The 26,859-nt window shown below is 73.7% G+C and carries 22 protein-coding genes and 1 tRNA gene; 2 read left to right on the forward strand and 21 right to left on the reverse strand.

Going from position 1 to position 26,859, the window contains the following annotated elements:
* The 11 genes from BX266_RS16005 to BX266_RS16055 all read right to left on the reverse strand — a co-directional run bounded on the left by BX266_RS16005 (position 1) and on the right by BX266_RS16055 (position 12,007).
* Complete coding sequence (locus tag BX266_RS16005; RefSeq protein ID WP_099900477.1) at positions 1–1,479, reverse strand: FAD-dependent monooxygenase; 1,479 nt, start codon at positions 1,477–1,479, stop codon at positions 1–3.
* A 20-nt stretch (positions 1,480–1,499) separates the two neighbouring features.
* Entirely contained in the window at positions 1,500–2,990 is a 1,491-nt protein-coding gene (locus BX266_RS16010; protein ID WP_099900479.1) for an FAD-dependent monooxygenase, read from the reverse strand.
* Positions 2,987–3,931, reverse strand: coding sequence for an aromatase/cyclase (locus BX266_RS16015; RefSeq protein ID WP_099900481.1), 945 nt, complete (start codon positions 3,929–3,931; stop codon positions 2,987–2,989). The genes BX266_RS16010 and BX266_RS16015 overlap by 4 nt, the downstream gene beginning before the upstream one ends.
* A gap of 37 nt (positions 3,932–3,968) precedes the next feature.
* Positions 3,969–4,763 carry a 3-oxoacyl-ACP reductase FabG gene (gene fabG / locus BX266_RS16020; RefSeq protein ID WP_099900483.1) on the reverse strand — a complete coding sequence of 265 codons (795 nt, stop codon included), beginning with the start codon at positions 4,761–4,763 and terminating at the stop codon, positions 3,969–3,971.
* 144 nt (positions 4,764–4,907) lie between these two features.
* Positions 4,908–5,174 carry an acyl carrier protein gene (locus BX266_RS16025; protein ID WP_099900485.1) on the reverse strand — a complete coding sequence of 89 codons (267 nt, stop codon included), beginning with the start codon at positions 5,172–5,174 and terminating at the stop codon, positions 4,908–4,910.
* A 41-nt stretch (positions 5,175–5,215) separates the two neighbouring features.
* Positions 5,216–6,430: a ketosynthase chain-length factor gene (locus BX266_RS16030; RefSeq protein WP_099900487.1), complete on the reverse strand. Its 1,215-nt coding sequence runs from the start codon at positions 6,428–6,430 to the stop codon at positions 5,216–5,218.
* Positions 6,427–7,698: a beta-ketoacyl synthase gene (locus tag BX266_RS16035; protein ID WP_099900489.1), complete on the reverse strand. Its 1,272-nt coding sequence runs from the start codon at positions 7,696–7,698 to the stop codon at positions 6,427–6,429. Before BX266_RS16035 ends, BX266_RS16030 begins: the two co-directional genes overlap by 4 nt.
* On the reverse strand, positions 7,695–8,024 hold the full coding sequence (locus BX266_RS16040) for a TcmI family type II polyketide cyclase (RefSeq protein WP_099900491.1): 330 nt from the start codon (positions 8,022–8,024) through the stop codon (positions 7,695–7,697). The genes BX266_RS16035 and BX266_RS16040 overlap by 4 nt, the downstream gene beginning before the upstream one ends.
* Before the next feature lie 146 nt (positions 8,025–8,170).
* Positions 8,171–9,940 (reverse strand): biotin carboxylase N-terminal domain-containing protein, encoded by a 1,770-nt coding sequence (locus tag BX266_RS16045; protein ID WP_099900493.1) that lies wholly within the window; start codon positions 9,938–9,940, stop codon positions 8,171–8,173.
* Between the two features lie 178 nt (positions 9,941–10,118).
* Positions 10,119–11,054: an NAD(P)-dependent oxidoreductase gene (locus BX266_RS16050; protein WP_099900495.1), complete on the reverse strand. Its 936-nt coding sequence runs from the start codon at positions 11,052–11,054 to the stop codon at positions 10,119–10,121.
* Between the two features lie 5 nt (positions 11,055–11,059).
* Entirely contained in the window at positions 11,060–12,007 is a 948-nt protein-coding gene (locus tag BX266_RS16055) for a ScbA/BarX family gamma-butyrolactone biosynthesis protein (RefSeq protein WP_099900497.1), read from the reverse strand.
* A 460-nt stretch (positions 12,008–12,467) separates the two neighbouring features.
* Here BX266_RS16055 and BX266_RS16060 point away from each other — a divergent pair, with 460 nt between their 5' ends.
* Positions 12,468–13,250 (forward strand): response regulator transcription factor, encoded by a 783-nt coding sequence (locus BX266_RS16060; protein WP_099900499.1) that lies wholly within the window; start codon positions 12,468–12,470, stop codon positions 13,248–13,250.
* A 164-nt stretch (positions 13,251–13,414) separates the two neighbouring features.
* Positions 13,415–14,038 (forward strand): ScbR family autoregulator-binding transcription factor, encoded by a 624-nt coding sequence (locus BX266_RS16065; protein WP_099900501.1) that lies wholly within the window; start codon positions 13,415–13,417, stop codon positions 14,036–14,038.
* Between the two features lie 93 nt (positions 14,039–14,131).
* Here the strand turns inward: BX266_RS16065 and BX266_RS16070 are convergent, their stop codons facing one another.
* From BX266_RS16070 to tmk, 10 genes are all read right to left on the reverse strand, one after another.
* Positions 14,132–14,683: a TetR/AcrR family transcriptional regulator gene (locus BX266_RS16070; RefSeq protein ID WP_099900503.1), complete on the reverse strand. Its 552-nt coding sequence runs from the start codon at positions 14,681–14,683 to the stop codon at positions 14,132–14,134.
* A gap of 359 nt (positions 14,684–15,042) precedes the next feature.
* The gene (locus BX266_RS16075) at positions 15,043–15,510 is read right to left on the reverse strand and encodes a CYTH domain-containing protein (RefSeq protein ID WP_099900505.1); all 468 of its coding nucleotides are present in this window, start codon (positions 15,508–15,510) and stop codon (positions 15,043–15,045) included.
* 144 nt (positions 15,511–15,654) lie between these two features.
* Entirely contained in the window at positions 15,655–16,443 is a 789-nt protein-coding gene (gene trpA, locus BX266_RS16080; RefSeq protein ID WP_099900507.1) for a tryptophan synthase subunit alpha, read from the reverse strand.
* Complete coding sequence (gene trpB, locus BX266_RS16085; RefSeq protein WP_099900509.1) at positions 16,440–17,702, reverse strand: tryptophan synthase subunit beta; 1,263 nt, start codon at positions 17,700–17,702, stop codon at positions 16,440–16,442. Before trpB ends, trpA begins: the two co-directional genes overlap by 4 nt.
* Before the next feature lie 667 nt (positions 17,703–18,369).
* A tRNA-Thr gene (locus BX266_RS16095) sits at positions 18,370–18,443 on the reverse strand.
* 109 nt (positions 18,444–18,552) lie between these two features.
* On the reverse strand, positions 18,553–19,203 hold the full coding sequence (leuE, locus tag BX266_RS16100) for a leucine efflux protein LeuE (RefSeq protein ID WP_099900512.1): 651 nt from the start codon (positions 19,201–19,203) through the stop codon (positions 18,553–18,555).
* An 84-nt stretch (positions 19,204–19,287) separates the two neighbouring features.
* Entirely contained in the window at positions 19,288–20,883 is a 1,596-nt protein-coding gene (locus BX266_RS16105; protein WP_099900514.1) for an alpha/beta hydrolase, read from the reverse strand.
* A 194-nt stretch (positions 20,884–21,077) separates the two neighbouring features.
* A complete protein-coding gene (locus BX266_RS16110; RefSeq protein WP_099900516.1) occupies positions 21,078–22,166 on the reverse strand; it encodes a hypothetical protein in 1,089 nt (362 codons plus the stop codon).
* A gap of 217 nt (positions 22,167–22,383) precedes the next feature.
* A complete protein-coding gene (locus tag BX266_RS16115; protein ID WP_099900518.1) occupies positions 22,384–23,592 on the reverse strand; it encodes a DNA polymerase III subunit delta' in 1,209 nt (402 codons plus the stop codon).
* A 156-nt stretch (positions 23,593–23,748) separates the two neighbouring features.
* Positions 23,749–26,829 carry a dTMP kinase gene (gene tmk, locus BX266_RS16120; protein WP_180290504.1) on the reverse strand — a complete coding sequence of 1,027 codons (3,081 nt, stop codon included), beginning with the start codon at positions 26,827–26,829 and terminating at the stop codon, positions 23,749–23,751.
* Between the last annotated feature and the right edge of the window lie 30 nt (positions 26,830–26,859).

The following is a 26,859-nucleotide window of genomic DNA, read 5'->3' on the forward strand; positions in this document are numbered from 1 at the left end:
TCACGCCGACTCCGCCGGGCCGAACCAGCGGGTGAGGGCCTCGGCGAGGCCGTCGGCGCCGGCGCCGGCCCAGGCCACGTAGCCGTCGGGGCGGACCAGGACGGCGCTCGCCCCGGCCACCGCCCACGGGTCGCGCAGGGTGCCGGTGACGGTGTCGACCCGGTCCTTCCAGGCGGCGGCGACGGCGCGCGGCGCGGCGTCGTCGGCGAGGTCGAGCAGCACGCCCTGGCCGCGGCGCAGCAGTTCGGGGGTGCGGACCTCGCCGGCCGCGGTCTCCAGGACCCGCGGGGGCAGCCGGCGGCCGGTCAGCGGGTGGGCGTCCTCGGCGGCCGGGTAGGCGATGTCGAGGTGGCCGACCCGTCCGGCCAGCAGGCGCTTGACGGAGTCGTGACGGCCGATCAGTTCGGCCATCAGCTCGCGCAGCGGCTGCGACTCGGGGCCGCCGAGGTAGATGGTGCCCTGGGCGCGGGTGTTGGCGAGCAGCCGCTCGCCGACCGGGTGGCGCTCCTGGTGGTAGCTGTCGAGCAGCGCCCGGTCGCCGTGGCCGCGGAGCACGGCGGCGAGCTTCCAGCCGAGGTTGGCGGCGTCCTGGACGCCGGTGCTCAGGCCCTGGCCGCCGGCCGGGAGGTGGATGTGCGCGGCGTCGCCGACCAGCAGGACCCGGCCCAGCCGGTACTGGGTGACCTGGCGGGTGGCGTCGGTGAAGTTGCTGACCCAGTCGGCGCCGCCGCCGGAGATGTCCTCGCCGGTGAGGCGCTGCCAGGCGGCGGCGACCTCGGCGAACTCGGTCTGCTCGGTGCGGTCGGCGGGCGGGGTGCCGTGCTCGCAGACGATGATCCGGTCGACGTTCTCGGCGAGCGGCGCGGCCATCACCATGCCGGCCGGCACCCGCTCGCCGAGCGGCCGGGGCTTGACCGCGCAGCCGACCACGTCGGCGAGGTACATGCCGCGGGTGGCGGCGGTGCCGGGGAAGTCGAAGCCGGCGGCGCGGCGGACCGCACTGTGCCCGCCGTCCGCGCCGACCAGGTAGCGGGCCCGCAGCCGGTGTTCGGCGCCCTCGTGCAGCATCGTGGCGGTGACGCCGTCGGCGTCCTGCTCCAGGCCCTGGAACTCCCAGCCGCGGCGCAGTTCGGCGCCGAGCTCGGTCGCCCACTCCTCCAGCACCTGTTCGGTGCGGGACTGCGGGATGCCGCGGGCGCCGAAGTGGCCGTCGGGCAGCACCGTGTAGTCGAAGACCACGCCGCCGAAGTGGCCGAGCGGGCTGGTCTCCAGGCCCTCGAAGCGGTCGGCCAGGCCGCGCTGGTCGAAGGTCTCCAGGGCCCGGGCGGTGAAGCCCAGGCCGCGGGACTGGCCGGTGGGGGCGGCCAGCTTCTCCACCACCAGCACGCTGGCGCCGCCGAGGCGCAGCTCGCCGGCCAGCATCAGTCCGGCCGGTCCGGCGCCGACGACGACGACGTCCGCGTCGATCTCCCCGTTCATCTCTTCCTCCTGATACGTGGTCAGTGGTGCACGGCGGGTGCGCCGAACCAGCGGGTGAGGGCCTCGGTCAGGCCGGCGGTGCGGTCGCCGGCCCAGGCGACGTGGCCGTCGGGGCGGACCAGCAGCGCCTCGCGGGCGGGCAGCGGCCCGTCGGCGGCGGGTGTCGCGTCGGCGAGGTCGACCCGCCCGGCCCAGGGGCGGACGGCCTCGCGCAGGTCGGGGCCCTCGGCGGCGGGCAGCAGCAGGCCGCGGCCGGTGCGGAGCAGTTCGGTGCTGCGGACGGCGGTGCCGTCCGGGCGGTGCAGCGGGGTGTCGGGCAGCCGGGCGCCGAGCAGCGGGTGCCCGCCGGCTCCGCCGTACCCGAGGGCGGTGCCGGAGATCACCCCGGCCAGGTGGACGCGGACCGGCTCCAGGCGGAGCAGTTCGGCGAGCAGGGCGCGGAACGGTTCGATCTCGGGGCCGCCGAGCAGCAGCGCGCCCTGGGCGGCGATGTTGGCGAGCACCTGGCGGCCGACCCGGTGCCGCTCGTCGTGGTAGCTGTCGAGCAGGGCCCGGTCGCCGTCGCCGCGGACCACGGAGGCGAGCTTCCAGCCGAGGTTGAAGGCGTCCTGGACGGCCAGGTTGAGGGCCTGGCCGCCGCTGGGCATCTGCCGGTGCGCGGCGTCGCCGGCGAACAGCACCCGGCCGTGCCGGTAGGCGGCGAGTTGGCGGTGGGCGTCGCCGAAGGCGTTCAGCCAGTGCGGTTCGCCGCCGGAGACATCCTCGCCGGTGACGGACTGCCAGACCTCGGCGATCTCGGCGAACTCCGGTGCCTTGCCGTCGCGTTCGCCGACCGGGCGGCCGAAGCGGTGGACCATCACCCGGGTCAGGCCGGCCCGGGTGGCGGCGATGGCCAGGCCCCGGGGCAGCCGCTGGAAGCGGCGGTCGGGGATGTCGAGGCCGGTGACGTCGGCGCGCAGCAGTTCGTGCTCGGCGTCCCGGCCGGGGAAGTCGGGGGCGGTGAGGCGGCGCACGGTGCTGTCCTCGCCGTCGCAGGCGACCAGCCAGCGGGCGGTGACCGTCGCCGGGCCGCCGGGCGTCTCGGCGTCGACCCGCACCCCATCGGGGCCGGGGTGGACGGCGGTGACCCGGTGGTGGCGGCGCAGGTCCGCGCCGAGGGCGGCCGCCCGGTCCTGCAGCAGCTGCTCGGTGCGGCCCTGCGGGACCTTCCACTGGCCGGGGTGGGGCCCGGGCAGGGAGAGGTCGAGCGGCAGGCCGCCGAAGTGGCCGCGGGGCTCGTTCGGCGGGGTGCCGAGATCGTCCAGCAGGCCGCGCGCGTCGAGGATCTCCATGGTCCGGGCGTGCAGGGTGGTGGCCCGGGACTCGGTGGTGGGCCCGTCGCGCTCGTCCAGCACGGTCACCCGGGCGCCGCCGAGGCGCAGTTCGGCGGCGAGCAGCAGCCCGGCCGGCCCGCCGCCGACCACGGCCACATCGGTGTCGGCCAGGGCGGCCGGATCCGGGCTCGGGGTCATGACCGCGGGTCCCCCTCGGTGAACGCCTTGGCGTGGTGGAGGGTGGCGCGGCTGTTGGTGGAGAGGGCGTCGTGGACGTAGGTGCGGGCGTCGTGGAGGGTGGCGTGGGGTCCGAGGATGTCGGTGATGCGGTCGGTGTTGATGGTGACGGTGTGTTGGGAGGTGGCGGTGGTGGTGCCGTCGGGGGTGGGGGTGAAGGTCCAGCGGCCGGTGTGGAGGGCGAGGAGGGCGGGGAGGGTGACCTGCTTGTAGGCGATGCGTTGGCCGGGTGTGGTGACGCGGTGGGATTTGGTGGTGTGGGTGCTGCCGTCCTTGGCGCGGGTGTCCATCTCCAGGGTCTGGAGGTGGGGGGTGTCCTCGGTGAGGCGGACGGCGGCGACGTGCGGGAGGCGTTCGGCCCAGAGGTCGGCGCGGTCGATGAAGTCGTAGACCTCGTCGGGCTTGGCGGCGATCTCGACGGTGTCCTCGAAGGAGAAGGTGGCGGCCTCGGCGGCGTGCGCGAACTCCACGTTCCGCTTCAGACCCGCCAACTCGGAACGGCTGTTGCGGTCCACCGCCTCGTCGATCCACAGCAGGTCGTGCGGGTCGTCGTCGATCGCCCGGTAGTCGTGCAGCAGGCGGACCTTGCACTGCTCGGCGCCCAGCGGCTCGATGATCCAGGTGCCGGCCATCGCGGCGACCGGCGGTGCCGGTATCTCCTGGCGGAAGCCGATCCGCAGCGCCTGCGGGTCGAGGTCGCGGTGCGAGGTCCAGTTCTTCGGCTGGCCGTTGGCGGTGGCCGAGATGTGGATCCGCTCCTGGCCCTCGCCGAGGTCCTCGCGGTCGACGTGGATGGTGGGCGGGAAGATCCGCGGCCAGTTCTCGACCTGGGCGATCAGCTGGTAGACCGCCTGCGCGGGCGCGTCCACCTGGATGTCGTGCTCGACCTGACGGGTCGTCATGAGTCGGTTTCCCTCCGGGTTCGGGTGCGGGCGCGGATCAGAAGTTGCCGAGGCCGCCGCAGACGTTGATGGCCTGCGCGGTGATCGAGGCGGCCGGGTCGGAGGCCAGGTAGGCGACCATGCCGGCCACCTCCTCCGGGGTGGAGTACCGGCCCAGCGGGATCTTCGACTGGAACTTCTGCAGGATCGCGTCCTCGGTGGTGTCGTAGGCGGCCGCGTAGCCCGCCCGCACCCGGTGCGCCATAGGCGTCTCGACGTAGCCGGGGCAGACCGCGTTCACGGTGATCCCGGTCGGCGCGAGCTCGTTGCCGAGCGCCTTGGTGAACCCGACCACGCCGTGCTTGGAGGCGGAGTACGGGGCGCCCAGCACCACGCCCTGCTTGCCGGCGGTGGAGGCGATGTTGATGATCCGGCCCCACGGCTTGTCCCGCAGCCCACCGGTGGTGAGCACCTCCCGGGTGAGCCGGAAGACGCTGGTCAGGTTGGTCTCGATGACGTCGGCCCACAGCTCGTCGGCGATGTCGGCGGTGACGCCGCCACCGGACCGGCCGGCGTTGTTGACCAGGACGTCGACGCCGCCGAAGCGGTCCACCGCGGCCTGCACGAAGGCCGTCGCGGACGCCTGGTCGCGGACGTCGAGCACCGCGCCGTCGGCCTCGAAGCCGTCCTCCAGCAGCTGCTTGACGGTGGCGGCGACGTTGTCGGCGTCACGGGCGCCGATGAACACCCGGTGCCCGGCCGCGGCCAGGGCCCGGGCGGACGCCAGGCCGATGCCGCTGGTGGCCCCGGTGACCAGGGCGACCCGGCCGTGGGCGGAAGGGGTGGTGGACATGCTGTTCCTCTCGGGAATGCCGCGCCGGGTCCGGCGGTGTGGGGCCCGCCGGACCCGGACGACGGCGGAAGGGATGGTCGGTGGGACGACCGCCGCCCGGAGGGCTGTTCGGGGGAAGTGTGGCGGCGGTCACTGGGGGATGGCTCAGGCGGCGGTGAAGTGGCGGTTGACCGCCTCGATCAGCGCGCGCGGGGTGTCGACCTCGCTCAGCAGGTCATCGTCCAGGGCGACGCCGAACTCGCGCTCGATCCGGCTGCCGGTCTCCAGCAGCGCCAGCGACTCGTAGCCGAGCACCTCGAACTGCACGTCGAGGATCTCGCCGTCCAGGTCGACCGCCTCGTCCGCACCGGCTGCCTCCAGCAGGATGCGGCGCAGGTCGTCCAGGGTGAACTCGCGGGTGTCAATGGACATTTGAGGTCCTTTCGGGTCGGATTTCTGCAGGGACGGGGGGATCAGTCGACGGCGCGGACCACGACGGCGGAGTTGAAGCCGCCGTAGCCGCGGGCCACCACCAGCGCGGTGCGCACCCGGGCGGTGCGGGGCTGCGGGCCGACCAGGTCGAGGCCGAGCGACTCGTCGGCGTTGACGTTGACGGTCGGCGGGATCAGGCCCTCCTCGATGGCGAGCAGCGCGGTCGCGATGTCCAGCGGCGCGGCGCCGGAGTACAGCCGGCCGGTCATCGTCTTGGGGGCGGTCACCGGGACGCCGCAGACGCCGAACACCGCGCACAGCGCCTCGGCCTCGACGCGGTCCAGCTCGGGCACGCCCGCCGCGTCCGCGAACACCACGTCCACGTCCTCGGGGCGGGCGCCCGCGTCGGCCAGCGCCAGCTCGATCGCCTTGCGCAGGCCGGGCTCCCGGTCGCTGCCGGGCCGCGGGTCGAAAGTGGCGCCGTAGCCGGCGATCTCGCCGTACACCCGGGCGCCGCGGGCCTGCGCGGACTCGGCCGACTCCATGATCAGGATCGCGCCGCCCTCACCGGGCACGTAGCCGGACGCCTCGGTGTCGAACGGCAGGAACGCCCGGCCGGGCTCGTCGCTGGTGCTCATCCGGCCGGCGGCCTGCTGCGCGACCCAGCCCCACGGGCAGATCGAGGCGTCCACCGAGCCGGTGACGATCACCGGGGTGCCCTTGCGGATCAGCCGGCGGCCGTGCGCCACCGCGTCGATGCCGCCCGCCTCGTCGCTGACGATGACGCCGCTCGGGCCCTTCATGCCGTTGCGGATCGAGATCTGACCGCTGTTCACCGCGTAGAACCAGGCGAAGGACTGGTAGGCCGACACGAACTGGCTGCCCTGGCCCCAGAGCTTCTCAAGCTCGTTCTGGCCGAACTCGAAGCCGCCCGAGGAGGACGCGGTGACCACGCCCATGTCGTACTCGGGCAGGTCCTTCGGGTCCAGGCCGGCGTCCTTCAGCGCCCAGTCCGCGGCGACCAGCGCCAGGCGGGTCATCCGGTCGGTCTGCGGGATCAGCCGGCTCGGCAGGTGGTCCTCGGCGACGAAGCCGGGCACCTCCCCCGCCAGCGTCGACGGGTAGGACGCCGGGTCGAACCGGGTGACCCGGCCGATGCCGCTCTTGCCGGCCCGGGTCGCCGCCCAGTAGTCGGCCGTGCCGAGCCCGTTCGGGGCCGCGATGCCGATGCCGGTCACCACCACCGGGGTAGTCATGCCACGCTCCTCTCGGGCCGCGCCAGCACCATGGCGCTCTGGAAGCCGCCGAACCCGCTGCCCACGCTCAGCACCGCGTCGGTCCGCTGCTCACGGGCCGTCAGCGGGACGTAGTCCAGGTCGCAGTCCGGGTCGGGGGTGTGCAGGTTGGCCGTCGGCGGCACCACGTGGTGCTCCATGGCCAGCGCGGACGCGGCGATCTCGATCGAGCCGATCGCGCCCAGCGAGTGCCCCACCATCGACTTGATGGAGCTGACCGGCGTCCGGTACGCGTGGTCGCCGAGGCTGCGTTTGAACGCCGCGGTCTCGTGCCGGTCGTTCTGCTTGGTGCCGGAGCCGTGCGCGTTGATGTAGTCGATCGCGGTCGGGTTCATCCGCGCCTCGCCGAGCGCCGCGTCGATCGCCGCGGCCATCTCCGCGCCGTCCGCCCGCAGACCGGTCATGTGGTACGCGTTCGAGCGGGTCGCGTAGCCGGCGATCTCCGCGTAGACGTGCGCGCCACGGGCCTTCGCGCTCTCCAGCTCCTCCAGCACGAACACGGCCGCGCCCTCACCCAGCACGAAGCCGTTGCGGGAGGCGTCGAACGGCCGGGAGGCGTGCGCCGGGTCGTCGAAGCGCGGAGTGGTGGCCTTGATCGCGTCGAAGCAGGCCATGGTGATCGGCGAGATCGGGGCGTCCGAGGAGCCCGCGATCATCACGTCGGCGGTGCCCTCGCGGATCAGCTCCACCGCGTGGCCGACCGAGTCGATGCCGGAGGTGCAGCCGGTGGAGACCACCGTGCTCGGGCCCTGCGCACCCAGGTCCCAGGCCACCTCGGCCGCGAAGGAGCTCGGCACGAGGTAGTTGTAGAGGTGCGGGACGGCGTAGGTGTGGTCCACCAGGTGCAGCCGGCCGCCGTCGCTGACCACGTTGTACTCCTGGTCCAGGCCCATGGTCGCGCCGACCGCGCTGCCGATGGTCACCCCGACCCGGTACGGGTCCGCCCAGTCCACGCCGATGTTGCTGTCCGCCACCGCGCCGCGCGCCGCGACCACCGCGAACTGCGCGGCCCGGTCCATCCGGCGGATCTCCTGCGGTGTCAGGCCGTGGTCGGCCGGCGCGAAGTCGATCTCGGCAGCCACCCGCGACCGGAACGGCGTCGGGTCGAAGAAGGTGATGCCGCGGGTCGCGGTGCGGCCCTCGCTCAGCAGGTCCCAGAACGCCTTGCGCCCGACGCCGCCGGGCGCGATCACCTCGATGCCGGTGATCACCACGCGACGGCCGCTCATGCGGACGCCTCCCACTGGTAGAAGCGCTGCGCCATCGCGTCCGACGGGGACCGCCAGGTCTTCGGGTCGTACGCCTCGATGAAGGGCTTCAGGTCCTGGCTGATCCCGACGAACCGCGGGTCGGACTTGGCGTCCTCGATCCGCTCGCCGCCGTTGTCGGTGTCGAAGTCCTGGAGGTGGAAGTACAGCCCCCGGTAGTGGAACAGCTGGCGCCGACGGGTGCCCATCCGGTGCGGCATCTCCGTGCGGTCGAAATCCCCGAAGAGCGTGGCGACGTCCAGGCTCGCCTCCGGGTCCATGCGGGCGACAATCAGCGTACTGTGCACCGTTTTCCCCTCCGAAATCAGCGCACCTGGATACGGTGCGACCATTTGACACCTATTCTCCGAGCCTTTTTGCGCGCTTTCAACGACGTAATCGTCAGGGCATTGTCAGGGATTCGAAAAACCGTCCGGAGCGGCCGGTCAGGAATTCACGCCGCGATTTCCTTGATCTCGCAGAGCGCGGCGCCGCTGGTAACCGACTGGCCGGTCTCGGCCTTCAGGCCGACCACGGTGCCGGCCTTGTGGGCGTTGAGCGGCTGCTCCATCTTCATGGCCTCCAGGACCACGATCAGCTCGCCCTCGGCGACCACCTGGCCCTCCGCCACGGCCACCTTCACCACGGTGCCCTGCATCGGCGAGGCCAGCGTGTCGCCGGACACCGCCCCCTTCCTCGCCGGGCCGCCGCGCCGCCTGGTCTTCTCCACCGCCGGCACGGGCGCGCCCACGTTGAGCGAGGACGGCAGCGAGACCTCGATCCGCTTGCCGCCGACCTCGACCACCAGGTGGTCACGCGGCGCGGGCTGCTCCCCGTCCGGCCCGGTGGTGGTGTAGGCCGGGATCTCGTTCTCGAACTCGGTCTCGATCCACCGGGTGTGGACCTTGAACGGTTCCGCGGAGCCGTGCACCTCGGGGGCGAAGGCGGGGTCGGTGACGACGGCCCGGTGGAAGGGGATGGCGGTGGCCATGCCTTCGACGGTGAACTCCTCCAGGGCGCGCTTGGCGCGCTGCAGGGCCTGCTTGCGGTCGGCGCCGGAGACGACCAGCTTGGCGAGCAGGGAGTCCCAGGCGGGGCCGATCACCGAGCCGGACTCCACGCCCGCGTCCAGGCGCACGCCCGGGCCCGACGGCGGGGCGAACAGGGTGACGGTGCCCGGTGCGGGCAGGAAGTTGCGGCCCGGGTCCTCGCCGTTGATGCGGAACTCGAAGGAGTGGCCGCGCACCTCCGGGTCGTCGTAGCCCAGCGGCTCGCCGTCGGCGATGCGGAACATCTCGCGGACCAGGTCGATGCCGGTGACCTCCTCGGAGACCGGGTGCTCGACCTGCAGACGGGTGTTGACCTCCAGGAAGGAGATCAGCCCGTCCTGGGAGACCAGGAACTCGCAGGTCCCCGCGCCGACGTAGCCGGCCTCGCGGAGGATCGCCTTGGACGCCCGGTACAGCTCGGCGTTCTGCTCGGCGGTCAGGAACGGCGCGGGCGCCTCCTCGACCAGCTTCTGGTGGCGGCGCTGCAGCGAGCAGTCACGGGTGGAGACCACCACGACGTTGCCGTGCTGGTCGGCCAGGCACTGGGTCTCCACGTGGCGGGGCTTGTCGAGGTACTGCTCGACGAAGCACTCGCCGCGGCCGAACGCCGCCACCGCCTCGCGGACCGCGGAGTCGTAGAGCTCCGGGATCTCCTCCAGGGTGCGGGCGACCTTCAGACCGCGACCGCCGCCGCCGAACGCGGCCTTGATCGCGACGGGCAGGCCGTGCTCCGCGGCGAACGCCACGACCTCCTCCGCGCCGGAGACCGGGTCGGCGGTCCCCGCCACCAGCGGCGCGCCGGCCCGCTGGGCGACGTGCCGCGCGGTGACCTTGTCACCCAGATCGCGGATCGCCTGCGGCGGCGGGCCGATCCAGGTCAGGCCGGCGTCGATGACGGCCTGCGCGAAGTCCGCGTTCTCCGACAGGAAGCCGTACCCGGGGTGGACCGCGTCCGCCCCCGCGTCGGCCGCGGCCTTCAGCACCTTCGCGATGTCCAGGTAGCTGGTCGCGGGGGTGTCGCCGCCCAACGCGTACGCCTCGTCGGCCGCCCGCACGTGCAGCGCGTCCCGGTCCGGCTCCGCATACACCGCGACACTGCCGATACCGGCATCCCGGCAGGCCCGGGCGACGCGAACGGCGATTTCCCCGCGATTGGCGATCAGTACCTTGCGCACAGTGGACACATCTGACTCCTCTCGGAGCCACAAGCCTGTTCGGATCACCCCTGCCCGAGCAATGGGGACCGTTGCAGGAATGCGCCGGAATCACCAGGGATGGTCGCGCGCAGGCCGGTGGCGGAAAGGACTCCGCCAAGCCACCGTCAAGCGCGCGACCGGACATTCCCCGGGGAATTCAAAGCCGGGCCGGAGCCAGCAGTTCGCAGTACCAGGGCGCGGCCCGCCGGAACCCGTCCTCGAACCGGCTGCCGGGCTCCAGCCCGAGGGCGGTCCAGAGCCGGGCCGACTCGAAGACGTGATCCGCCGTCAGCAGCTCCAGCCGGGCCGGGTCGAGCCCGTCCGCGGCCAGCGCGGCCCGGGCCTGCGCCCCGGTGATCCCCCGGTCCGGCCACGGGATCGCGGCGGCCCCGGCGACCGCCCGGAGCAGGGTGTGCACGGCGACCGGCTCGGGGTGCCCGGCGTGGTGGACCAGGCCGGCGCCGGCCGCCGGGGCGAGCGCCGCGCCGACCAGCAGCCGGGCCAGGTCGCGGACGTCGATCATGGTGGTCCGGGCCGGCCAGCCGTCGACCGTGCCGGGCAGCGCGCGCAGGATCCGGGCCAGGCCGGGGCCGACCCAGCTGTCGCCGTCGCCGTAGACCAGGTGCGGGCGCAGCACCACTCCCCCGGCGGCGAGCACCGCGTCCTCGGCCAGCGCGCGGCTGCGCGAGGTGGCCGAGGACGGCCGGCGCTCCAACTCCTCCGGCCGGCTGCCCCGGTAGACGCCGCGGCCGTAGACCGAGGCGGTGCTGAGGTGGACGATCCGGCCGACCCCGGCCCGCCGGGCCTCGGCGACCAGCGCGGCGGTGCCGCGGGCGTTGACGGCGTGGTTGGCCGCCTCGCTGCCGCCGATCTGCGCGGCGCAGTGCACCAGCACGTCGACGCCTTCGCAGACCCCGGGCAGGGTGCCGGGGTCGGCCAGGTCGGCGGTGACGGTCTGCAGGCCGCCGTCCGTCCCGGGGACGGGGCTGCGGTGCCGCAGCACCCGCAGCCCGACCGCCTGCCGGCGCAGTTCGCGGACCACCCGGCGGCCGACGAACCCGGAGCCGCCGGTGACCAGCACGGTGGGCGCCATCCCGGTCACCGGGGTCGGGGGAGCAGGCGCAGCTCCGACTCGAAGACGGTGGCGCCGTCCTGCACGCCGCGGACGCTGACGGACCGTCCGCCCTCGCCGGCGGTGCCGGTCCTGGCCTCGATCCAGCACGGCGAGTCGAGTTCGACGTACTTGGTGAAGGTGCTGGCGGCGGCGGTGAGCACCGCGTCGGTGAGGCCGGTGGCGGCGTAGGCGGCCTGCCGGGCGGCCTCCAGCAGCACCATGCCGGGGACGTGGTCCACGGGGTGGTCGAAGAAGATCGGGTGCTCGGTGTCGACCCGGAGCTGCCAGCGGTTCCCGTCGCCGGGGAGCGGGCGGGCCAGCACCACGTGGCCGATGCCGGGGCGGCCGACCTCGGTGTGCGGGAGCGCCCCGAGCGGCAGCGGGACGGCGGTCCGCGGCCGGCCGTCGCGCAGCCGGCGGTAGATGGCGGGGCTGAGACATCGGAACCCGGCCGAGGCGGTGGCCAGCGGGCGGCCGTCGCGGACGGCGGTGACCTGGTAGCGCATCTCGCTGAGGGTGTTGCCGCGCCGGACGATGTCGGTGCAGGTGGTGCGGAGTTCGACCTCGGTGGGCACCCCGCCGGCGAGGAACAGCTCGGGCCCGGCGTCGTAGGACATGTCCCACATCAGGAACTGGTGCCCGAACGGCACGTCGAACTCGGCGTGCGCGAGCAGTGCGCCGACCTGCCGGACGGACTCCACCAGCAGCATCGGGTCCTGGTAGCCGCGTTCCTGGGCGAACAGCGCGTGGCCGCGCGGCCACTGCGCCCGGACCACGAAGTCCCGGGCCCCGTCGGCCCGTTCCTCGTCGACGGCGTCCCAGTTGGTGAGCAGCACCTCGGCCACCGCGGCCCGGTGGACGTACTCGCGGGGAACAGTGCAGGTCAGTGCGGTGCGCGGAAGTTCTCGAACCTTGCCGGTGAGACTGGGCATGTGCGTGGCACTCCTGTCTTGTGCAGGCAGGGATAGCGGGACACCCTTCCGGGCCGCCCCCTTCGACCAACGTCTGTGACGCCAAGATACAGACAAGTTGGTCCGGTTTATCAAGCCCTCATCGGAGATCCCCATCCGGACGGTTCCCGACCGCGCGGCCGAACCGTGCAAGACCTGGCGTTTTGCCCGACAACCGCGAACAAACATGACGGCCTGTACGATTCATGGTGGACGAGCCCGCTCCACAGTCAAGTACCGAACGAGCACGCACGGTGACGAATGGTCGACTGTGTCCGGTTATGCCCGGCAAAGATTGACGGTTCGTTACCCGCAGGGGGCGAGCCGGCTACACCAACCTCACCGGGACTTCCGTTGACAATCAGACAGGTCTGTTTGCTATCTTCGCAGTGGCGAGTGCACAACTGTCCGTGAAGACGAGGGCGTGCCCGAGGAGGACCAGATGAACCGGCCGGCCGTGGACATACTCGAACATCCGGCCGGGCGCCGGGCCCGGCCGTACCCCGCCGCCCCGCCCGCCCCGCCGGCCTCCAGAGGGGGCCAGGCGCTGCGCGTGCTGGTGGTGGAGAACGACGCCCGGGCGGCGGACGCCCTACTGCAGGGCCTGACCAGACAGGGCTACGCCGCGTACGGCGTCGGCACCGGCGCCGAGGCGCTGCGCGGGCACCCGGACGCCGAGCTGATCCTGCTCGACCTGGACCTGCCCGACCTGGACGGCCTGGAGGTCTGCCGCGGCATCCGCGCGGTCAGCAACACCCCGATCATCACCGTCACCGCCCGCAGCTCCGAGCTCGACCGGGTACTGGGCCTGCAGGCCGGCTCCGACGACTACCTGGTCAAGCCGTACGGATTCCGGGAGTTGCTGGCCCGGATGGACGCGGTGATGCGCCGGGTGCACGCCCAGCCGCCGGCCAGCCCGGTGATCACTCACGGCGCGCTCTGGATCGACGTCGGCGCCCGGGTCGCGACCCTGGGCGGCGTCGCGGTGGACCTCACCCGCAAGGAGTTCGACCTGCTGCACCTGCTGGCCTCGCAGCCCGGCACGGTGATCTCCCGACGGCAGATCATGGCCCAGGTGTGGGACGACGCCTGGTCCCCGCGCGGACGCACGGTGGACACCCACGTCGGCACCTTACGGGCCAAGCTCGGCACCGAATGGATCATCACGGTGCGCGGCATCGGCTTCCGGCTCGGCATGGGCGAGGCCCCGCCGCCGGCCGACTGACCGACCGTCAGAACCGCTCGCAGGGAGGGCACTTCCCCGGCGCCTCCCCCGCACCCCGGTTCACCCACGCCTCCAGCGCACCACTGCCACCGCTCCGGTGTCACGCGATAGAGTACAGACCAGTCTGTTCATATTGGCACGGACGACCGAGACGGGACGGCGACATGGCTCAGCAGGAACGCGGTAGGCGGTCACGGCAGTCGATCCTCGAGGCAGCGGCACGGGTGTTCGACGAGCGCGGCTACGAAGCGGCCAGCACCAACGAGATCCTGGCCCACACCGGCCTCACCCGCGGCTCGCTCTACCACCACTTCCCGTCCAAGGAAGCCATCGCGCTGGCCCTGGTCGACGCCCACGCGGAGGCCCTGGCCCCGCCGGAGCACCCGGTGCGCATCCAGGCGATGATCGACCTGACGCTGCGGTTCGCCGACCGCCTGCGGATCGACCCGGTGCTGCGCGCGAGCGTGCGGCTGACCATCGAGCAGACCTCCTTCGGCTACCCCCCGCTGACGGCGTACGAGCAGTCCGTCGCGACCATCCTCGGCCTGCTGAAGGAGGCGGAGGCGCAGAACGAACTGCTGCCCGGCACCGACATCCACGCCGCGACCGCCACCATCGTGGGGTCCTTCACCGGCCTGCAGATCATGTCCCGGGCCTACTCCGACCGCCAGGACCTGCCCGAACGGGTCGGCGCCTTCTGGGACTTGATCCTCCCCGGGCTGGTCATCCCCGGACTGATCGGCCGCCTGCGCACCTCGTCGCCGGTGCCGGTGGGCGCCTCCTCCTGACCCTCTCCCACCCCCCGTGCGAGCGCCCCGCGGCATCGGCCGCGGGGCGCTCGTGCGCGCTCAGGCCATCTGTGCTCAGGCGGTCCGCGTTGTTCAGTTCGGGCTGTCGTACAGCGGGCGCAGCAGGCGCCACAGCCGCTCCGAGGTGGCGCCGTCCCACCAGCCGGTGTCCGCGCGGCCGAGCGACTCCAGGCCGGCCGCGACCACCACCATCAGGTCGGCCAGGTCCTCGCCGACCGGCAGGCCGTCATGGGCCTTCACCAGCCGGGCCCGCACCTCGGCGAGCAGCTCGTCGCGCAGCTGCGGCGGGCGGTCCGAGCCGTCGGCGGCCAGCCGCAGGCCGGCCCGGACGATCTCCTCCGCGGCCACCGCACCGAACAGCGCGACCAGGAAGCGCTCCGGGGCGTCGGCCGAGTCGCCGTCGAAGGCCTCGTCGATCAGCGCCGCCAGCCGTGCCCTGGCCTGCTCGTAGACCGCCGCGACCAGCTCGGCGGTGGAGGCGAAGTGGTGGTACAGCGCGCCGCGGGTCACTCCCGCCCGACTACAGATGTTGACCAGCCCCGCGTCGGCGAGCGCGCCGTTGGCGATCAGCTCCGCCGTGGCCTCGACCAGGGTCTGCCGTGTCTGGCTGGACCGCGTCTGCATCAGGGCACCTGCCTTCTCTCCCGGACGTCCTATCCGCACGCACGGCGAAGCCGTAGGCCGTGCCGGCCCGCGCGCCCCGGGCCAAATCATACAACCATGCCTGTTTTATCGGACCCCCTGTATGCAGAACAACCGGTGTCGACCCTTGACCACCCCTCAACCCGCGCCGCCTTCCTGCGGATTGCGCTGCCGGCACAAGCGGAACCGGAGCAGGCGCCTGTCAGATAATCAAACAGGTTTGCACGGAAAAGTCCCAGGTCAGCCCAACCTAACCTGGGCAAATGGAAGCCGCCGTGCTGACGAAGTGTCAGCACGGCGGCTCGAGCGGAGCGTTGCGTCGGGTGCGGCGCGGGGACCGGTCAGTCGGGCGGAGCGGCGGCCGCGGCCAGCCGCTGGTTCTTGTACTCGGCGCGGTCGGTGACCTCGGCGCCGAACCAGTCCGGCGGGACGAACGCGGCGGCCGCCCCCTCGTCCGCGAACTCGACCTCGACGGTGCGCAGCCCGGCCAGCCGGCCCGCGTAGGTGTCCACCACCGCGGTGTGCCCGCCGAGGTCGACCTCGCGGCGGGTCTTCTCCAGCCGGGCCGGCTCGGTGGCGGGCCACAGCCCGGCGAACTGGGCGGGCTCCAGCGGGACCTCCCACTCCTGCCGGACCAGGCCCGTGCCGCGCTTCACGGTCAACGAGCAGTCCTCGCCCCGCCGCCGCAGCCGGGCCTCGGCGCCGTCCGCGCCCACCGCGAGGTACCCCTGCAGCAGGTCCGCCTCCGGGCCGTCGGGCACCTGCCCGTCGGCCGCCACCAGGAACTTGCGCTCGATCTCCACGCCCATGGCAGACGTCCTCCTTCCCTCGGTCCCGGTCCGCCCGGGGCGGGCCGCTCCCCCAGCACAGTACGGCCACTCGCCGCCGGAGGACCCGGGCCGCACATGACGAACGGGCGTCCGCACGGTGTGCGGACGCCCGTTGACGAGCTGTCAGAGCGTCTCGGCGACCAGGCTCTCCAGGAACTGCCGGTAGCCCTCCGGGCCGCCCGCCACCCAGGCGTCCAGGCCCGCGGTGCCGATGATGGCGAGGTCCGCCATCCCGCGCAGGCCGCGCACGTCCTCGGCGGTGCGGATGCCGAAGCCGAGGCCGAGCGGCACCGAGGTCGCCTCCCGGCAACGCTCCAGGAACGCCGCCACGCCTTCCGACAGGTCCGTCTGGCGACCGGTGACGCCCTTGCGCGCGGCGCAGTAGACGAAGCCCGAGGCGTGCCGGCCGAGTTCGGCCAGCCGCTCCTGGGTGTTGGTCGGCGTCATGATCAGCACCGGGTCCAGCCCGTGGGTGCGGGCCGCCGCGTTCAGCTCGGCCGCCTCCTCGGGGGGCAGGTCCGGCACGATGAAGCCCTTCATGCCCGCCTCGGCCAGCCGCGCGCAGAACCGCTCGGCGCCCATCGCGTACACGCTGTTGTAGTAGCCCATGAAGAGGAGCTCGAACCCGAACGCCGCCGAGGCGCGCGCCGCCAGGTCGAAGTAGTCCTGCCAGGACGTCCCGGCCTGGATCGCCTCGTGGTTGGCCTTCACGAAGGACGGGCCGTCGGCGATCGGCTCGCTGAACGGCATCTGCAGCTCGACCACGTCCACTCCGGCCGCGTCCATCGCCTCCAGCATCGCCCAGTTGGCGTCCAGGGACGGGTAGCCGACGACCAGGTGCGTCATCAGCAGCAGCGGCTTCTTCTCCAGCCGCGCGCCGAGGTGGGCGGACAGGCTCGTGGTGTCGCTCATTCTCCGTACTCCGCGCTCTTCCGCCGGATGAAGCTCTTCCAGTCGTCGTCGTCGAGCGCGTCGGCGACGGTGAAGATGTCCTTGTCGCCGCGGCCGGACTGGTTGATCAGGATCGTCTGGTCGCTGCTCAGGCTCGACGCCTCGCGGAACGCCGCGGCGAACGCGTGCGAGCTCTCCAGCGCCGGGATGATGCCCTCGTTCTGGATGGTCAGCCGCAGCGCCGCCACCACCTCGGCGTCGGTCACCGACTCGAAGCGGGCCCGGCCGCGCTGGTGCAGGTCCGCCAGCAGCGGGCCGATGCCGATGTAGTCCAGGCCGGCCGCCACCGAGTAGGTGTCCTGCATGACGCCCTCGTCGTTCTGCAGGAACACCGTCTTGTAGCCCTGCGCGATGCCGGGACGGCCCTGGCCGCCGGCCAGCCGCGAGGCGTGCTGGCCGGTCTCGATGCCCTTGCCGCCGGCCTCGACGCCGATCAGCTCCACCTCGGGGTCGTCCAGGAAGCCCGCGAAGATGCCCGAGGCGTTGGAGCCGCCGCCGACGCACGCGTACACCCGGTTCGGGAGGCCGCCGGTCAGCGCCTGCATCTGGACCCGCGCCTCCTGGCCGATGATCGACTGGAAGTAGGTCACCATCTGCGGGAACGGGTGCGGGCCGCACGCGGTGCCGAGCACGTAGTGGGTGTCGTCCATCGACTCCGCCCAGTCCCGCAGGCAGGCGTTGACGGCGTCCTTCAGCGTCCGGGTGCCCTCGGTGACCGCGACCACCTCGGCGCCGAGCTGCTTCATCCAGAAGACGTTCGGGTGCTGGCGGGCGATGTCCTCTTCGCCCATGTAGATGGTGCACTCCAGGCCGAGCCGCGCCGCCATGGTCGCGGTGGCCACGCCGTGCTGGCCGGCGCCGGTCTCCGCGATCACCCGCTTCTTGCCCATCCGCTGCACCAGCAGGCCCTGGCCCATGACGTTGTTCGCCTTGTGCGCACCGGTGTGGTTCAGGTCCTCGCGCTTGACGTAGATCCGCGCGCCGCCGAACCGCCGGGTCAGGTTCTCGCAGTACGTCACCGGGGTCGGGCGGCCCGCGTAGCTCGCCATCATCGAGACGTACGAGTTCCAGAACTCCGGGTCGCGCCACGCCTCGTCGAAGGCCCCGCGCAGCTCCGCCAGGGTCTCGTGGAGCACCTCGGGGGTGAAGGACCCGCCGAACTCCCCGTAGTAGCCGTCGCTCCCGGGGGCCCAGGAGGGACGCTCGGTTGGGATGGTCATCGCTGCGGTCCCCTCAGGCTCGGGCGGCTGGAGTTGAAGTCACGGGAAGGCCCTTCTTCCAAAGCTGACACGCGAGTTGATCATGCGGATCCGGCCAGCCTAGCAGCGGCGACACCTCCAACGCGGTAGCCGTCCGACCCGTGGTCCCCACCCTGGAACGCCCCCACGTCCATCAACGAGCGACCTCACTCCGTACTCGCCCGGTGGGGTATCGAGCCCGCGGCGGTCGCCGAAGCCGGTGCGAGCCGTACAGCTTCGGCAGGCGGCGCACGAAGACGGCGGGCAGGCCGGGCCGGTGGCGGCCGACAGGGCGACGACCAGCGGGATGCCCGCCCAACTCGATGCCGGCCAGGGCCTCAGTGCCGGTGGGCACGAGGTGCGCCACTCTCGCCCTCGCCGGCGGGGTGGACATGAAAATGGTGTCCGAGATGCTCGGCCACGCCTCCATCAAGATCACGTCGGACACCTGCACCCGCGTCCTGCCCGAGATCGCCAAGCGCTACCGGCGAAGACCAAGGCCAAGAAGGCCAAGGTCTGACACGAGATCGACGCCCGCGCTCACACACCGGTGACGCAGGCGATCTTGTGGCGCGTCGCCGAGACATGCCTGCACGCCGAGGAAGCACAAAACCCCAGGTCACGGCGAGTGAGTCCTGGGGTTTCGCAGAGCCGCCTATGGGATTCGAACCCATGACCTACGCATTACGAGTGCGTTGCTCTGGCCAACTGAGCTAAGGCGGCACCGCAGCCGGTGAAACCGACCTGGTGGGGTCAAGGTTCGCATCGGCAACGCGGGCCAGTCTACACAGTTTCGGGGGGTGATCCGTACGCGCTGGCGAGGTGGGGGCGGTCAGGCGGAGGAGACGGCGAGCTTGGCGGCGAAGCCGGCGAAGAGGACGGCGACGGAGGAGGTGAGGCCGGCGGAGAGGCGCTTGCGGCGGCGGAAGGCGTTGGCGAGCGTGGTGCCGGTGAAGATCAGGAGGGAGAGGTAGAGGAAGGAGAAGGTCTGCAGGACGCCCCCGAGGAGGGCGAAGGAGAAGACCGGGGCGCCGTAGGTGGGGTCGACGAACTGGGTGAAGAAGGAGAGCAGGAAGAGGATCGCCTTGGGGTTGAGCAGGCTGATCACCAGGGCCCGGCGGAAGGGCCGTTCGGTGTCCTCGACCGGCTCGGTCCCGGCGGCCGCGGCGACCACGCTGCGCTCGCGCCACATCTGGCGGGCGGCGCGCAGCATGCCGAGGCCGATCCAGAGCAGGTAGGCGGCGCCGCCGAACTTCACCACCGCGAAGACGGCGGGGTTGGCGCGGAGCAGGGAGGCCGCGCCGAGCGAGGTGAGGCTGATCAGCGTGAGGTCGCCGAGGAAGACCCCGCAGGCCGCCCGGTAGCCGGTGCGGATGCCCTTGCGCGCGGCGACGGAGAGCACGTAGAGGGAGTTGGGTCCGGGCAGCAGGACGATGACCAGTGCGCCGAGGACGTAGGTGGTCAGGTCGTGGACTCCGAGCACTGCGGTCTCCAGGGAGAGAGAAGGGGCTGCGCCATGCTAGCTGCCAGCCCCTTCACGCATAAACACTCCTGTCAGGAGTGCCGGTCAGTCCGCGCAGACCTTCCCGTTGGCGGGAGCCTCGCCGCCCAGCAGGTAGCGGTTGATCGAGTCGTCGATGCAGGCGTTGCGCCGCTGGTAGGCGGTGTGCCCGTCGCCGTCGTAGGTGAGCAGCCGCCCGGACTCCAGCTGCCCGGCCAGCGACTTCGCCCAGGCGTAGGGGGTGGCCGGGTCGCGGAGGGTGCCGACCACCACGATCGGGTCGGCCCCGGCGGCCCGGACGGTGTGCGGGGCCCCGGTGGCCTTGGTCGGCCAATACGCGCAGCCGAGCGCCATCCAGGCCATGTCCCGGCCGAAGTGCGGCGCGGCCTTCTCGAACGCGGGCACCGCGGCGCTGACCCCGGCCGGGTCGGCGAACGGCGCGGGCAGGTCGAGGCAGTTGACGGCCATGTTGGCGAACATCAGGTTCTCGTAGCTGCCGTCCTTGGAGCGGCCGTAGTACTCGTCGGCGAGCTTCAGCAGCCCGCTGCCGTCGCCGGCCTGCGCGGTGGTGAGCGCCTCCCGCAGGTACGGCCAGAGCGACTCGGCGTACATCGCCTCGGCGACGCCGGTGAGCGCCAGCGACTCGGTCAGCGGGCGGTTGTCGTCGGTCGGCAGCGGCTGCGCGTCGAGCTTCTTGAACAGGGCGGTCAGCTTGTCGCCGGCCTCCTGCTCGCTGCGGCCGACGGGGCAGTCGTCGCGCTTGGCGCAGTCCTTGGCGAATGCCGTCCAGGCGGTCTCGAAGCCGCCGGCCTGGGTGAGGTTGCCGGTGACGGCGTCCAGCGACGGGTCCATCGCCCCGTCGAGCACCACCTTGCCGACCTTGCTCGGGAACAGGCCGGCGTACGTCGCGCCGAGGAAGGTGCCGTACGACTTGCCGACGTAGTTGAGCTTCTGATCGCCCGTCAGGGCGCGCAGCACGTCCATGTCGCGGGCCGCCTCGACGGTGGAGACGTGGCCCAGCAGGTCACCGGACTTGGTGGCGCAACCGGTCGCGAACTCCTTGTCGACGGCCGCCAGGGCGTCGATCTCGCCCTGGTCGTCGGGGGTCAGGTCGGCCGCCGTGTAGGCGTCCATCCGGTCGCCGGCCAGGCAGCTGATCGGCGCGGACTTCCCGACCCCGCGCGGGTCGAAGCCGACCAGGTCGTAGCTGGAGCGGACGCTCGCGTCGTAGCGCGCCGCGACGCTCTGCACGTAGTCGACGGCGGAGCCGCCGGGGCCGCCCGGGTTGAGCAGCAGCGAGCCCAGCCGGTGCGAGGCGTCGCCGGCGGGGCGGCGGATCGCGGACAGCTGGACGTCGTGGCCGTCACCGGGGTGCGCGTAGTCCAGCGGCACCTTGAACGTGGCGCACTCGAAGTCCGTCTCGCACGGCTTCCAGGTCAACTTCTGCGCATAGTACGGGGCGAGAGCCGCCGGCAGCTCGGTGGGCAGCGGCTCCAGCGGGGTGGCGCCGGACGCTCCCGTCGGGCTGACGGGCAGGCTGTCCGCGGACCGGCCCGGGGTGCCGGCCGGTGCCGGATGGCCCGAGGTGCAGCCCGCCAGCAGCAGCGACGCGGCGGCCACCAGCGCGGCGGCGGGCAGCAGCCTGGTCCGGGCGACTCTCATCAATGGGTCCTCTCCCCTGGAACGGGCCGGCCGCAGGGGCCGGCGGCCCCGGCCGACGCCGAGAGGGCCGAGCCTAGTCGCCGCCACCGCCGTGCTCCGTGCACCACCACCCCGTCCACCCCGCCCGGCCGATCATCACACCGCCGATCGCACCAACCCGTCACGCCGACGGCCGCGCCGGACCGAGCCGCCGCTCACGGCTTGGCGAGGCCCTCCGCCAGGTACTGCACCGCGACCCGCACCAGCCGCAGCCGTTCCCGCTCCGCCGTGTAGTCCTGCACCACGTCGGACGTCCGCACCTCCGCCCGCGCCTTCGCGTCCCGCAGCGCGGACTGCACCGCCCGCGCGGACGCCGTCCCGTCGCCGTCCCGCTTCGCCGACGCCAGCAGCAGCCGCGCCGTCACCGCCGCCGGGGCCTCCGCCGCCGCTCCGGCCAGCGCCCGCGCGTCGTACCGGCCGGACACCGCCGCGGCCGCGCCGTACAGGTCGGGACGGGCCAGGCCGGCGGCGGCCGCGCACGGGGCGCCGCCGTCCACGCCGAGCACGCTCCAGCCGCCGGGGCCGGCCGGCAGGGTGCGGAACGCCGCGCCGACCGCCGCGCGCAGCGCCGCGTCGTCCGCGACCGCCTGCGGGGCGGCCGCCACCAGGTCGCACGGGTGGCCGGTGCCGCTGGGCGCCTCGGGGGCCACCACCACGAACGGCCGGGCCTTGCCCTGCTTCACCGCCGAGGCCACCCCGTCGAACACGTCCGGCAGATCGGCGTCCGCGGTCCGCCCGGCCGTCCCGGAGTGCAGCACGATCACCGGGAACCGGGCCGCCGGGTCCTGCCCGTACTCGGCGGGCAGCCACACCCGCACCGTCCGCGCCCGCCCGTCCGGACCGGGCACCGCACCCTGCAGCAGCTCCCCGCCCGCCGAGCGGCCGACGCTGCCGAACGCCACCGCGGCCAGCGACGGAGACGGGGACGGCGAGGAGGACGCCGACGACGCCGCCCGGTCCGCACTGCCCGCCGGGGCGCTCTGCTCCGCGCCGACCGCCGCCGCGGCCTGCACCGTCCCGCTCCCCGGGCGCTCCCCCACCAGCGCCGCCACGCCGAGCGCGCTCACGCACGTCAGGCACAGCACCGCCGCCCCCGCCCGCACCAGCACCGGACGCGCCTCCGCCGCCAGCTCGTACGTCTGCGCGGCCCGCAGATCCCGCCAGCGCGCCATCGCCGACCGGGCCAGCCAACCGCCCGTCACCGCGGCGACCAGCAACAACAGGACGAGGAGCGAACGGGGCATGGGGACGCACCACCTCGGGGAAGGACCGGCCGCCGGAGGCGAACGCGTGGTCAGTGCACAGGGTGCAAGACCACGTGCCCGCTGGTCCCCGGCCCGTACGGGCGTCTCCCCACGTTCACTCGAACGAGCGAAGAGCAGACGGCCGTGGGCGGCCCCATCGGGTTCCGCCGGCCGGTACCCCGCGGCTCCGGCCGACTCGTACCGCCGGCGCCGGGGTTCAGCCCGCCCGCAGCGCCATCGTCATCGCCTCCACCGCCAGCAGCGGGTCGACGTTCCGGTCCAGCGCCCGGCGGCACGCCAGCACCGCCTCGATCCGGCGCAGCGTATTCTCCGCGGCGCCCTCCCCGGCCAGCCGCTGCAACGCCTGCCGGTGGTCCTCGTTCGCCAGCGCGCCGCCCGCGCCCATCTGCAGGGCCAGCACGTCCCGGTAGAAGCCCAGCAGGTCGCCCAGCGCCACGCCCAGCGTCTCCCGGCGGGTCCTGGTCGCCCGGCTCTTCTGCCGCTTCTCCAGCTCCTTCACCGCGCCCGCCATGCCGCGCGGCGCCCGGCTGCCCTCCGCCGCGCCGTACGCGGCCTTCAGGTCACCGGTCTCCTTGGCGTCCTGGGTCTCCGCCAGCGCCTCCGCGTCCGCCTTCGCGGTGTCCACCAGCCGCTGTGCCGCCGCCAGGCAGCCGCCCACGTCCGCCACCTCCAGCGGGATCCGCAGCACCTCGGCGCGCCGCGCCCGGGCCTGCTCGTCCACCGCGAGGCGCCGCGACCGGTCGATGTCGCCCTGGCCGGCCAGCGCCGCGATCCGGGCCGGCTCCGGCTCCACGCCGTCCCGCCGGACCAGCATGTCCGCCACCGCCTCCGCGGCGGGCGTCCGCAGCACCAGCAGCCGGCACCGTGAGCGGATCGTCGGCAGCACGTCCTGCACCGACGGCGCGCACAGCAGCCACACCGTCCGCGGCGACGGCTCCTCGACGCCCTTCAGCAGCGCGTTCGCGGCCGCCTCCGTCAACCGGTGCGCGGCGTCCACCAGGATCACCGACCAGCGGCCGCCGGTCGGGTAGCTCGCCGCCCGCAGCACCAGGTCACGCATGTCGCCGACGCCGATCGACAGGCCGTCCGTCCGCACCTGCTTCACGTCCGCATGGCTGCCCGACAGCACCGTGTGGCACCCGTCGCAGAAGCCGCAGCCGGGCGTCCCGCCCAGCTCCAGGTCCGGACTGGTGCACTGCAACGCCGCCGCGAACGCCCGCGCGGCCGTCGCCTGCCCGGCCCCCGGCGGGCCCGTGAACAGCCAGGCGTGCGTCATCAGCGAGGCGTTGCCGCCCTCGACGGCCCCGCCCCGCCCGGCCACCACACTCGCCCGGGCCGCCCGCGCCGCCGCCTGCAACTGCTCGACCACCCGGTCCTGCCCCACCAGGTCGTCCCACACACTCACGCCGCGCTCCTCCTTGCCAACACCCGCACGAGCCTAACCCCGTCCCCGGACACCACCGGCGGGCGAGCGCCACGAGAAGCGACGGGCCACGTGCGCCACCGAGCACAGCAGGGGCTCGCGGGGGTACCCCCACGAGCCCCTGAACGGTGCGGGCGCTCAGTCCTTGCGGCGGCGCCAGCCCCGCTTGGGCTGCTCGTCCGGCGCGGCGTCCGGCGCGTCATCGGCCTCCCAGCGCGCCCACTCCTCGCGGGAGCCGAGCAGGCTGTCGGTCAGGCTGGGCAGGTCGTCGAGCGGGGTCTCCTCCGCCCAGTCCGGCCGGGGCCGCAGCTCGCGGGTGCGCGCGGAGTCGTCCTCGTCGCGGAACAGGCCCTGCGGCACTCGCGCGGTGGGGTCCGCCTTGGGCAGCACCGCGGTCTCGTCGGCCGCGGGCTTCGGCAGTTCCCGGGTGGTCTCCGCCGTCGAGTCCGCACCGTCGGCCGCCTGCTCGGCGTCCTCGGTCGCCACCTCGGGCAGCACCGCGGTCTCCTCGACCTTGGGCAGCACCGCGGTCTCGTCGGCCTTCGGCAGCACCGCGGTCTCGTCGGCCGCTGCCTCCGGAGCACGCTCCGAAGCCGCCTTCGAAGCGGCCTCGGCCCGCCGCGCGGCCTCCGCCGCGAGCAGCGCTTCCTCGGCCCGCCGCCGCTGCTCCTCCCGCTGCAGCTCGCGCTGTCGCGCGAACTCGACCCGGGCGGCCTCCTCCGCGGCGGCCTTCCGCGCGGCCTCCGCCTCGGCGGCCAGCCGGACCTCCTCGGCGGCCCGCCGCTCCGCTTCCTGCTCGGCCCGGCGCGCAGCCTCCGCCTCGGCGGCGAGGCGCGCGGCCTCGGCGGCCTTGCGGGCGTTCTCGGCTTCGACGCGGGCGGCTTCCTCGGCGGCGAGGCGGTCCTTCTCGGCCTGTTCGGCGCGCAGTTCCTCGAGCAGCGCGAGGCGCCTGCGCTCCGCTTCCTCGGCGGCGAGGCGCGCGGCCTCGGCCTCGGCGGCGCGCCGGGCGGCGTCCTCGCGGGCCTTGCGCTCCTGCTCGGCCTTGGCGACCTTCTCCTGGCCGGAGAGCGGGAGTTCGCGGTCGAGCCGGTGCCGGATGGAGGTGGTGACGGCGGCGGGGGCCTGGGCGCCGTCGACGACCAGGTAGCGGGCGGGGTCGGCGGCGGCGAGCGCCAGGAAACCGGAGCGGACCCGCTGGTGGAACTCGGTGGGCTCGGACTCCAACCGGTCGAGGGCCTCGGTGAAGCGGTCGCGCGCGGCGGTCGGGTCGACGTCCAGCACCACGGTCAGGTCGGGGACCAGTCCGCCGGTGGCCCAGCGGGAGATCCGGGCGACCTCGGTGGCGGCCAGGTCGCGGCCGGCGCCCTGGTAGGCGATCGAGGAGTCCATGTACCGGTCGGTGATGACGACGGCCCCGCGCTCCAGTGCGGGCCGGATGACGTTCTCGACGTGCTCGGCCCGGTCGGCGGCGTAGATCAGCGCCTCGGCCCGGTGCGAGAGCCCGGTGTTGCCGACGTCGAGGACGAGGGCGCGCAGCCGCTGGCCGATCGGGCTGCCGCCGGGTTCGCGGGTGAGGACGACCTCGTGGCCCTTGGCGCGGATCCATTCGGCGAGGGCCTGCGCCTGGGTGGACTTGCCGGCCCCGTCGCCGCCTTCGAGGGCGATGAAGTACCCCTTGCCGGCGACCCGGTGCGGCGCGACCTCGGCCTGGCCGCGGACGGCCTGGGCGAGTTCGCGGCCGAACGGGACGACGCCGCGCTGGTCGTCGGTCTTCATCAGGACGACGGCGGCGAGCACCAGGGTGAGCAGTCCGGCGGTGGAGACGGCGAGGGCGGCGCCGCCGTGGATGAAGGTGAAGCTGCCGGTGCGGATCTCGCCGAGCGTGACCTGGCCGTAGGCGGCGGCGAGCAGCGGCATGCCGATCAGCGCGCCGCCGACGACCGCCCGAAGGACGGCGTACAGGTGCTCGGTGACCTTGCCGAGGCGGATCTCCTCGATCTCCTGGGCGAGCAGGCCGCGGCCGGTGGCGATGACCACGCCGGCGGACAGGCCGGCGACCACGGTGAACAGCAGCACCAGGACGAAGTCGAGGACCAGTCCGGCGAGGATCAGGGCGACGCCGGAGGTGACCAGGCCGAGCGCGAGCAGCCGGCGCCGGGAGAGGCCGGGCAGGGTGGCGCGGCTGAGCCGGATGCCGAGCGCGGGGGTGCCGGCGGCGGCGAGGACCAGCAGGCCGTAGCCGATCGGCCCGGCGAGGTGCTCGCCGGCGGTGAGCAGTCCGAGCGCGGCGACGCCGGCCATCGAGGCGTAGGCGGCGGCGATCGAGAAGGTGAAGTACGGGGCGGAGCCGGTGCGGCCCTTCTTCAGCGCGGCGCCGGGGGTGGCGTCGGTGGGGGCGCGCAGGCCCTGCAGCGGGGAGCGCGGCACCGCGGTGGCACCGGCCGGGAGCTCCTGGAAGTACAGCAGCGCGGCGTTGACCACGAACAGCGCGGCGGTGCCGACCGCGGCGACGACCAGCTGGTGGGCGCGCAGCCAGTCCAGGCCGAGCGCGGCGAGGACGTTGTTGACCAGGGTGAGTGCGACCAGGCCGCCCGCGGCCAGCGGGAGGGCGGCCCAGCCGGTGCGCAGGTCGAGGGTGCGGACGGCGTCCAGCGAGGCGGCGGACGGCGGTCCGGGCTGCTCGGGGACGGCCAGCAGGCCGGGAACGGCGGCGGCCTTGCCGATGGTCCAGATCCGTTCGGCGACGCCGGCCAGGAAGACCGAGCCGAGCAGCACCCAGGTCGCGGAGCCGGCGGACCAGATCGCCCACCAGGGGGCGAGGCCGATCAGCAGGGCACGGAACAGGTCGGCGCCGAGCAGCGCCCAGCGCCGGTCGATGCGGCCGCCGACCAGGGCGTGCACGGGGCCGAGCAGGGCGGCGCCGACCAGCCCGGTGGCGAGCAGCCGCGCGGCGAACAGGGCGGCGACGGACAGCGCGAGGGCGCGGTAGCCGTGTCCGAGCTGTCCGCCGAGCGCGGCGGCGATCACCGTGAGCGGTACGAACACCAGCAGGGCCAGCCGGTCGGCGGTGCCGCCGAGCAGCTGGGTGGTCCACAGTTTCCGGTAGGGCCGGAGCCGCAGCAGTGCACGCGCCCGTTCGCCGGGCGTGCCGGCAGGGGCGACCTCCGGGAGGTCGGGGGCGGCGGTGCGTGCGGTAGGGGGCAGCTCCTCGCTCGTCATACGGTCAGCGTAGCGAGTGCGCGGCCCCGA

The organism is Streptomyces sp. TLI_171, assembly GCF_003610255.1.
GTDB lineage: Bacteria > Actinomycetota > Actinomycetes > Streptomycetales > Streptomycetaceae > Kitasatospora.

Bases quoted from the DNA above. Each gene is read 5' to 3' on its own strand.
- BX266_RS16005 (WP_099900477.1), bottom strand. From the start codon at position 1,479: ATGAACGGGGAGATCGACGCGGACGTCGTCGTCGTCGGCGCCGGACCG.
- BX266_RS16010 (WP_099900479.1), bottom strand. From the start codon at position 2,990: ATGACCCCGAGCCCGGATCCGGCCGCCCTGGCCGACACCGATGTGGCC.
- BX266_RS16015 (WP_099900481.1), bottom strand. From the start codon at position 3,931: ATGACGACCCGTCAGGTCGAGCACGACATCCAGGTGGACGCGCCCGCG.
- fabG (WP_099900483.1), bottom strand. From the start codon at position 4,763: ATGTCCACCACCCCTTCCGCCCACGGCCGGGTCGCCCTGGTCACCGGG.
- BX266_RS16025 (WP_099900485.1), bottom strand. From the start codon at position 5,174: ATGTCCATTGACACCCGCGAGTTCACCCTGGACGACCTGCGCCGCATC.
- BX266_RS16030 (WP_099900487.1), bottom strand. From the start codon at position 6,430: ATGACTACCCCGGTGGTGGTGACCGGCATCGGCATCGCGGCCCCGAAC.
- BX266_RS16035 (WP_099900489.1), bottom strand. From the start codon at position 7,698: ATGAGCGGCCGTCGCGTGGTGATCACCGGCATCGAGGTGATCGCGCCC.
- BX266_RS16050 (WP_099900495.1), bottom strand. From the start codon at position 11,054: ATGGCGCCCACCGTGCTGGTCACCGGCGGCTCCGGGTTCGTCGGCCGC.
- BX266_RS16055 (WP_099900497.1), bottom strand. From the start codon at position 12,007: ATGCCCAGTCTCACCGGCAAGGTTCGAGAACTTCCGCGCACCGCACTG.
- BX266_RS16060 (WP_099900499.1), top strand. From the start codon at position 12,468: ATGAACCGGCCGGCCGTGGACATACTCGAACATCCGGCCGGGCGCCGG.
- BX266_RS16065 (WP_099900501.1), top strand. From the start codon at position 13,415: ATGGCTCAGCAGGAACGCGGTAGGCGGTCACGGCAGTCGATCCTCGAG.
- BX266_RS16070 (WP_099900503.1), bottom strand. From the start codon at position 14,683: ATGCAGACGCGGTCCAGCCAGACACGGCAGACCCTGGTCGAGGCCACG.
- BX266_RS16075 (WP_099900505.1), bottom strand. From the start codon at position 15,510: ATGGGCGTGGAGATCGAGCGCAAGTTCCTGGTGGCGGCCGACGGGCAG.
- trpA (WP_099900507.1), bottom strand. From the start codon at position 16,443: ATGAGCGACACCACGAGCCTGTCCGCCCACCTCGGCGCGCGGCTGGAG.
- trpB (WP_099900509.1), bottom strand. From the start codon at position 17,702: ATGACCATCCCAACCGAGCGTCCCTCCTGGGCCCCCGGGAGCGACGGC.
- BX266_RS16105 (WP_099900514.1), bottom strand. From the start codon at position 20,883: ATGAGAGTCGCCCGGACCAGGCTGCTGCCCGCCGCCGCGCTGGTGGCC.
- BX266_RS16110 (WP_099900516.1), bottom strand. From the start codon at position 22,166: ATGCCCCGTTCGCTCCTCGTCCTGTTGTTGCTGGTCGCCGCGGTGACG.
- tmk (WP_180290504.1), bottom strand. From the start codon at position 26,829: ATGACGAGCGAGGAGCTGCCCCCTACCGCACGCACCGCCGCCCCCGAC.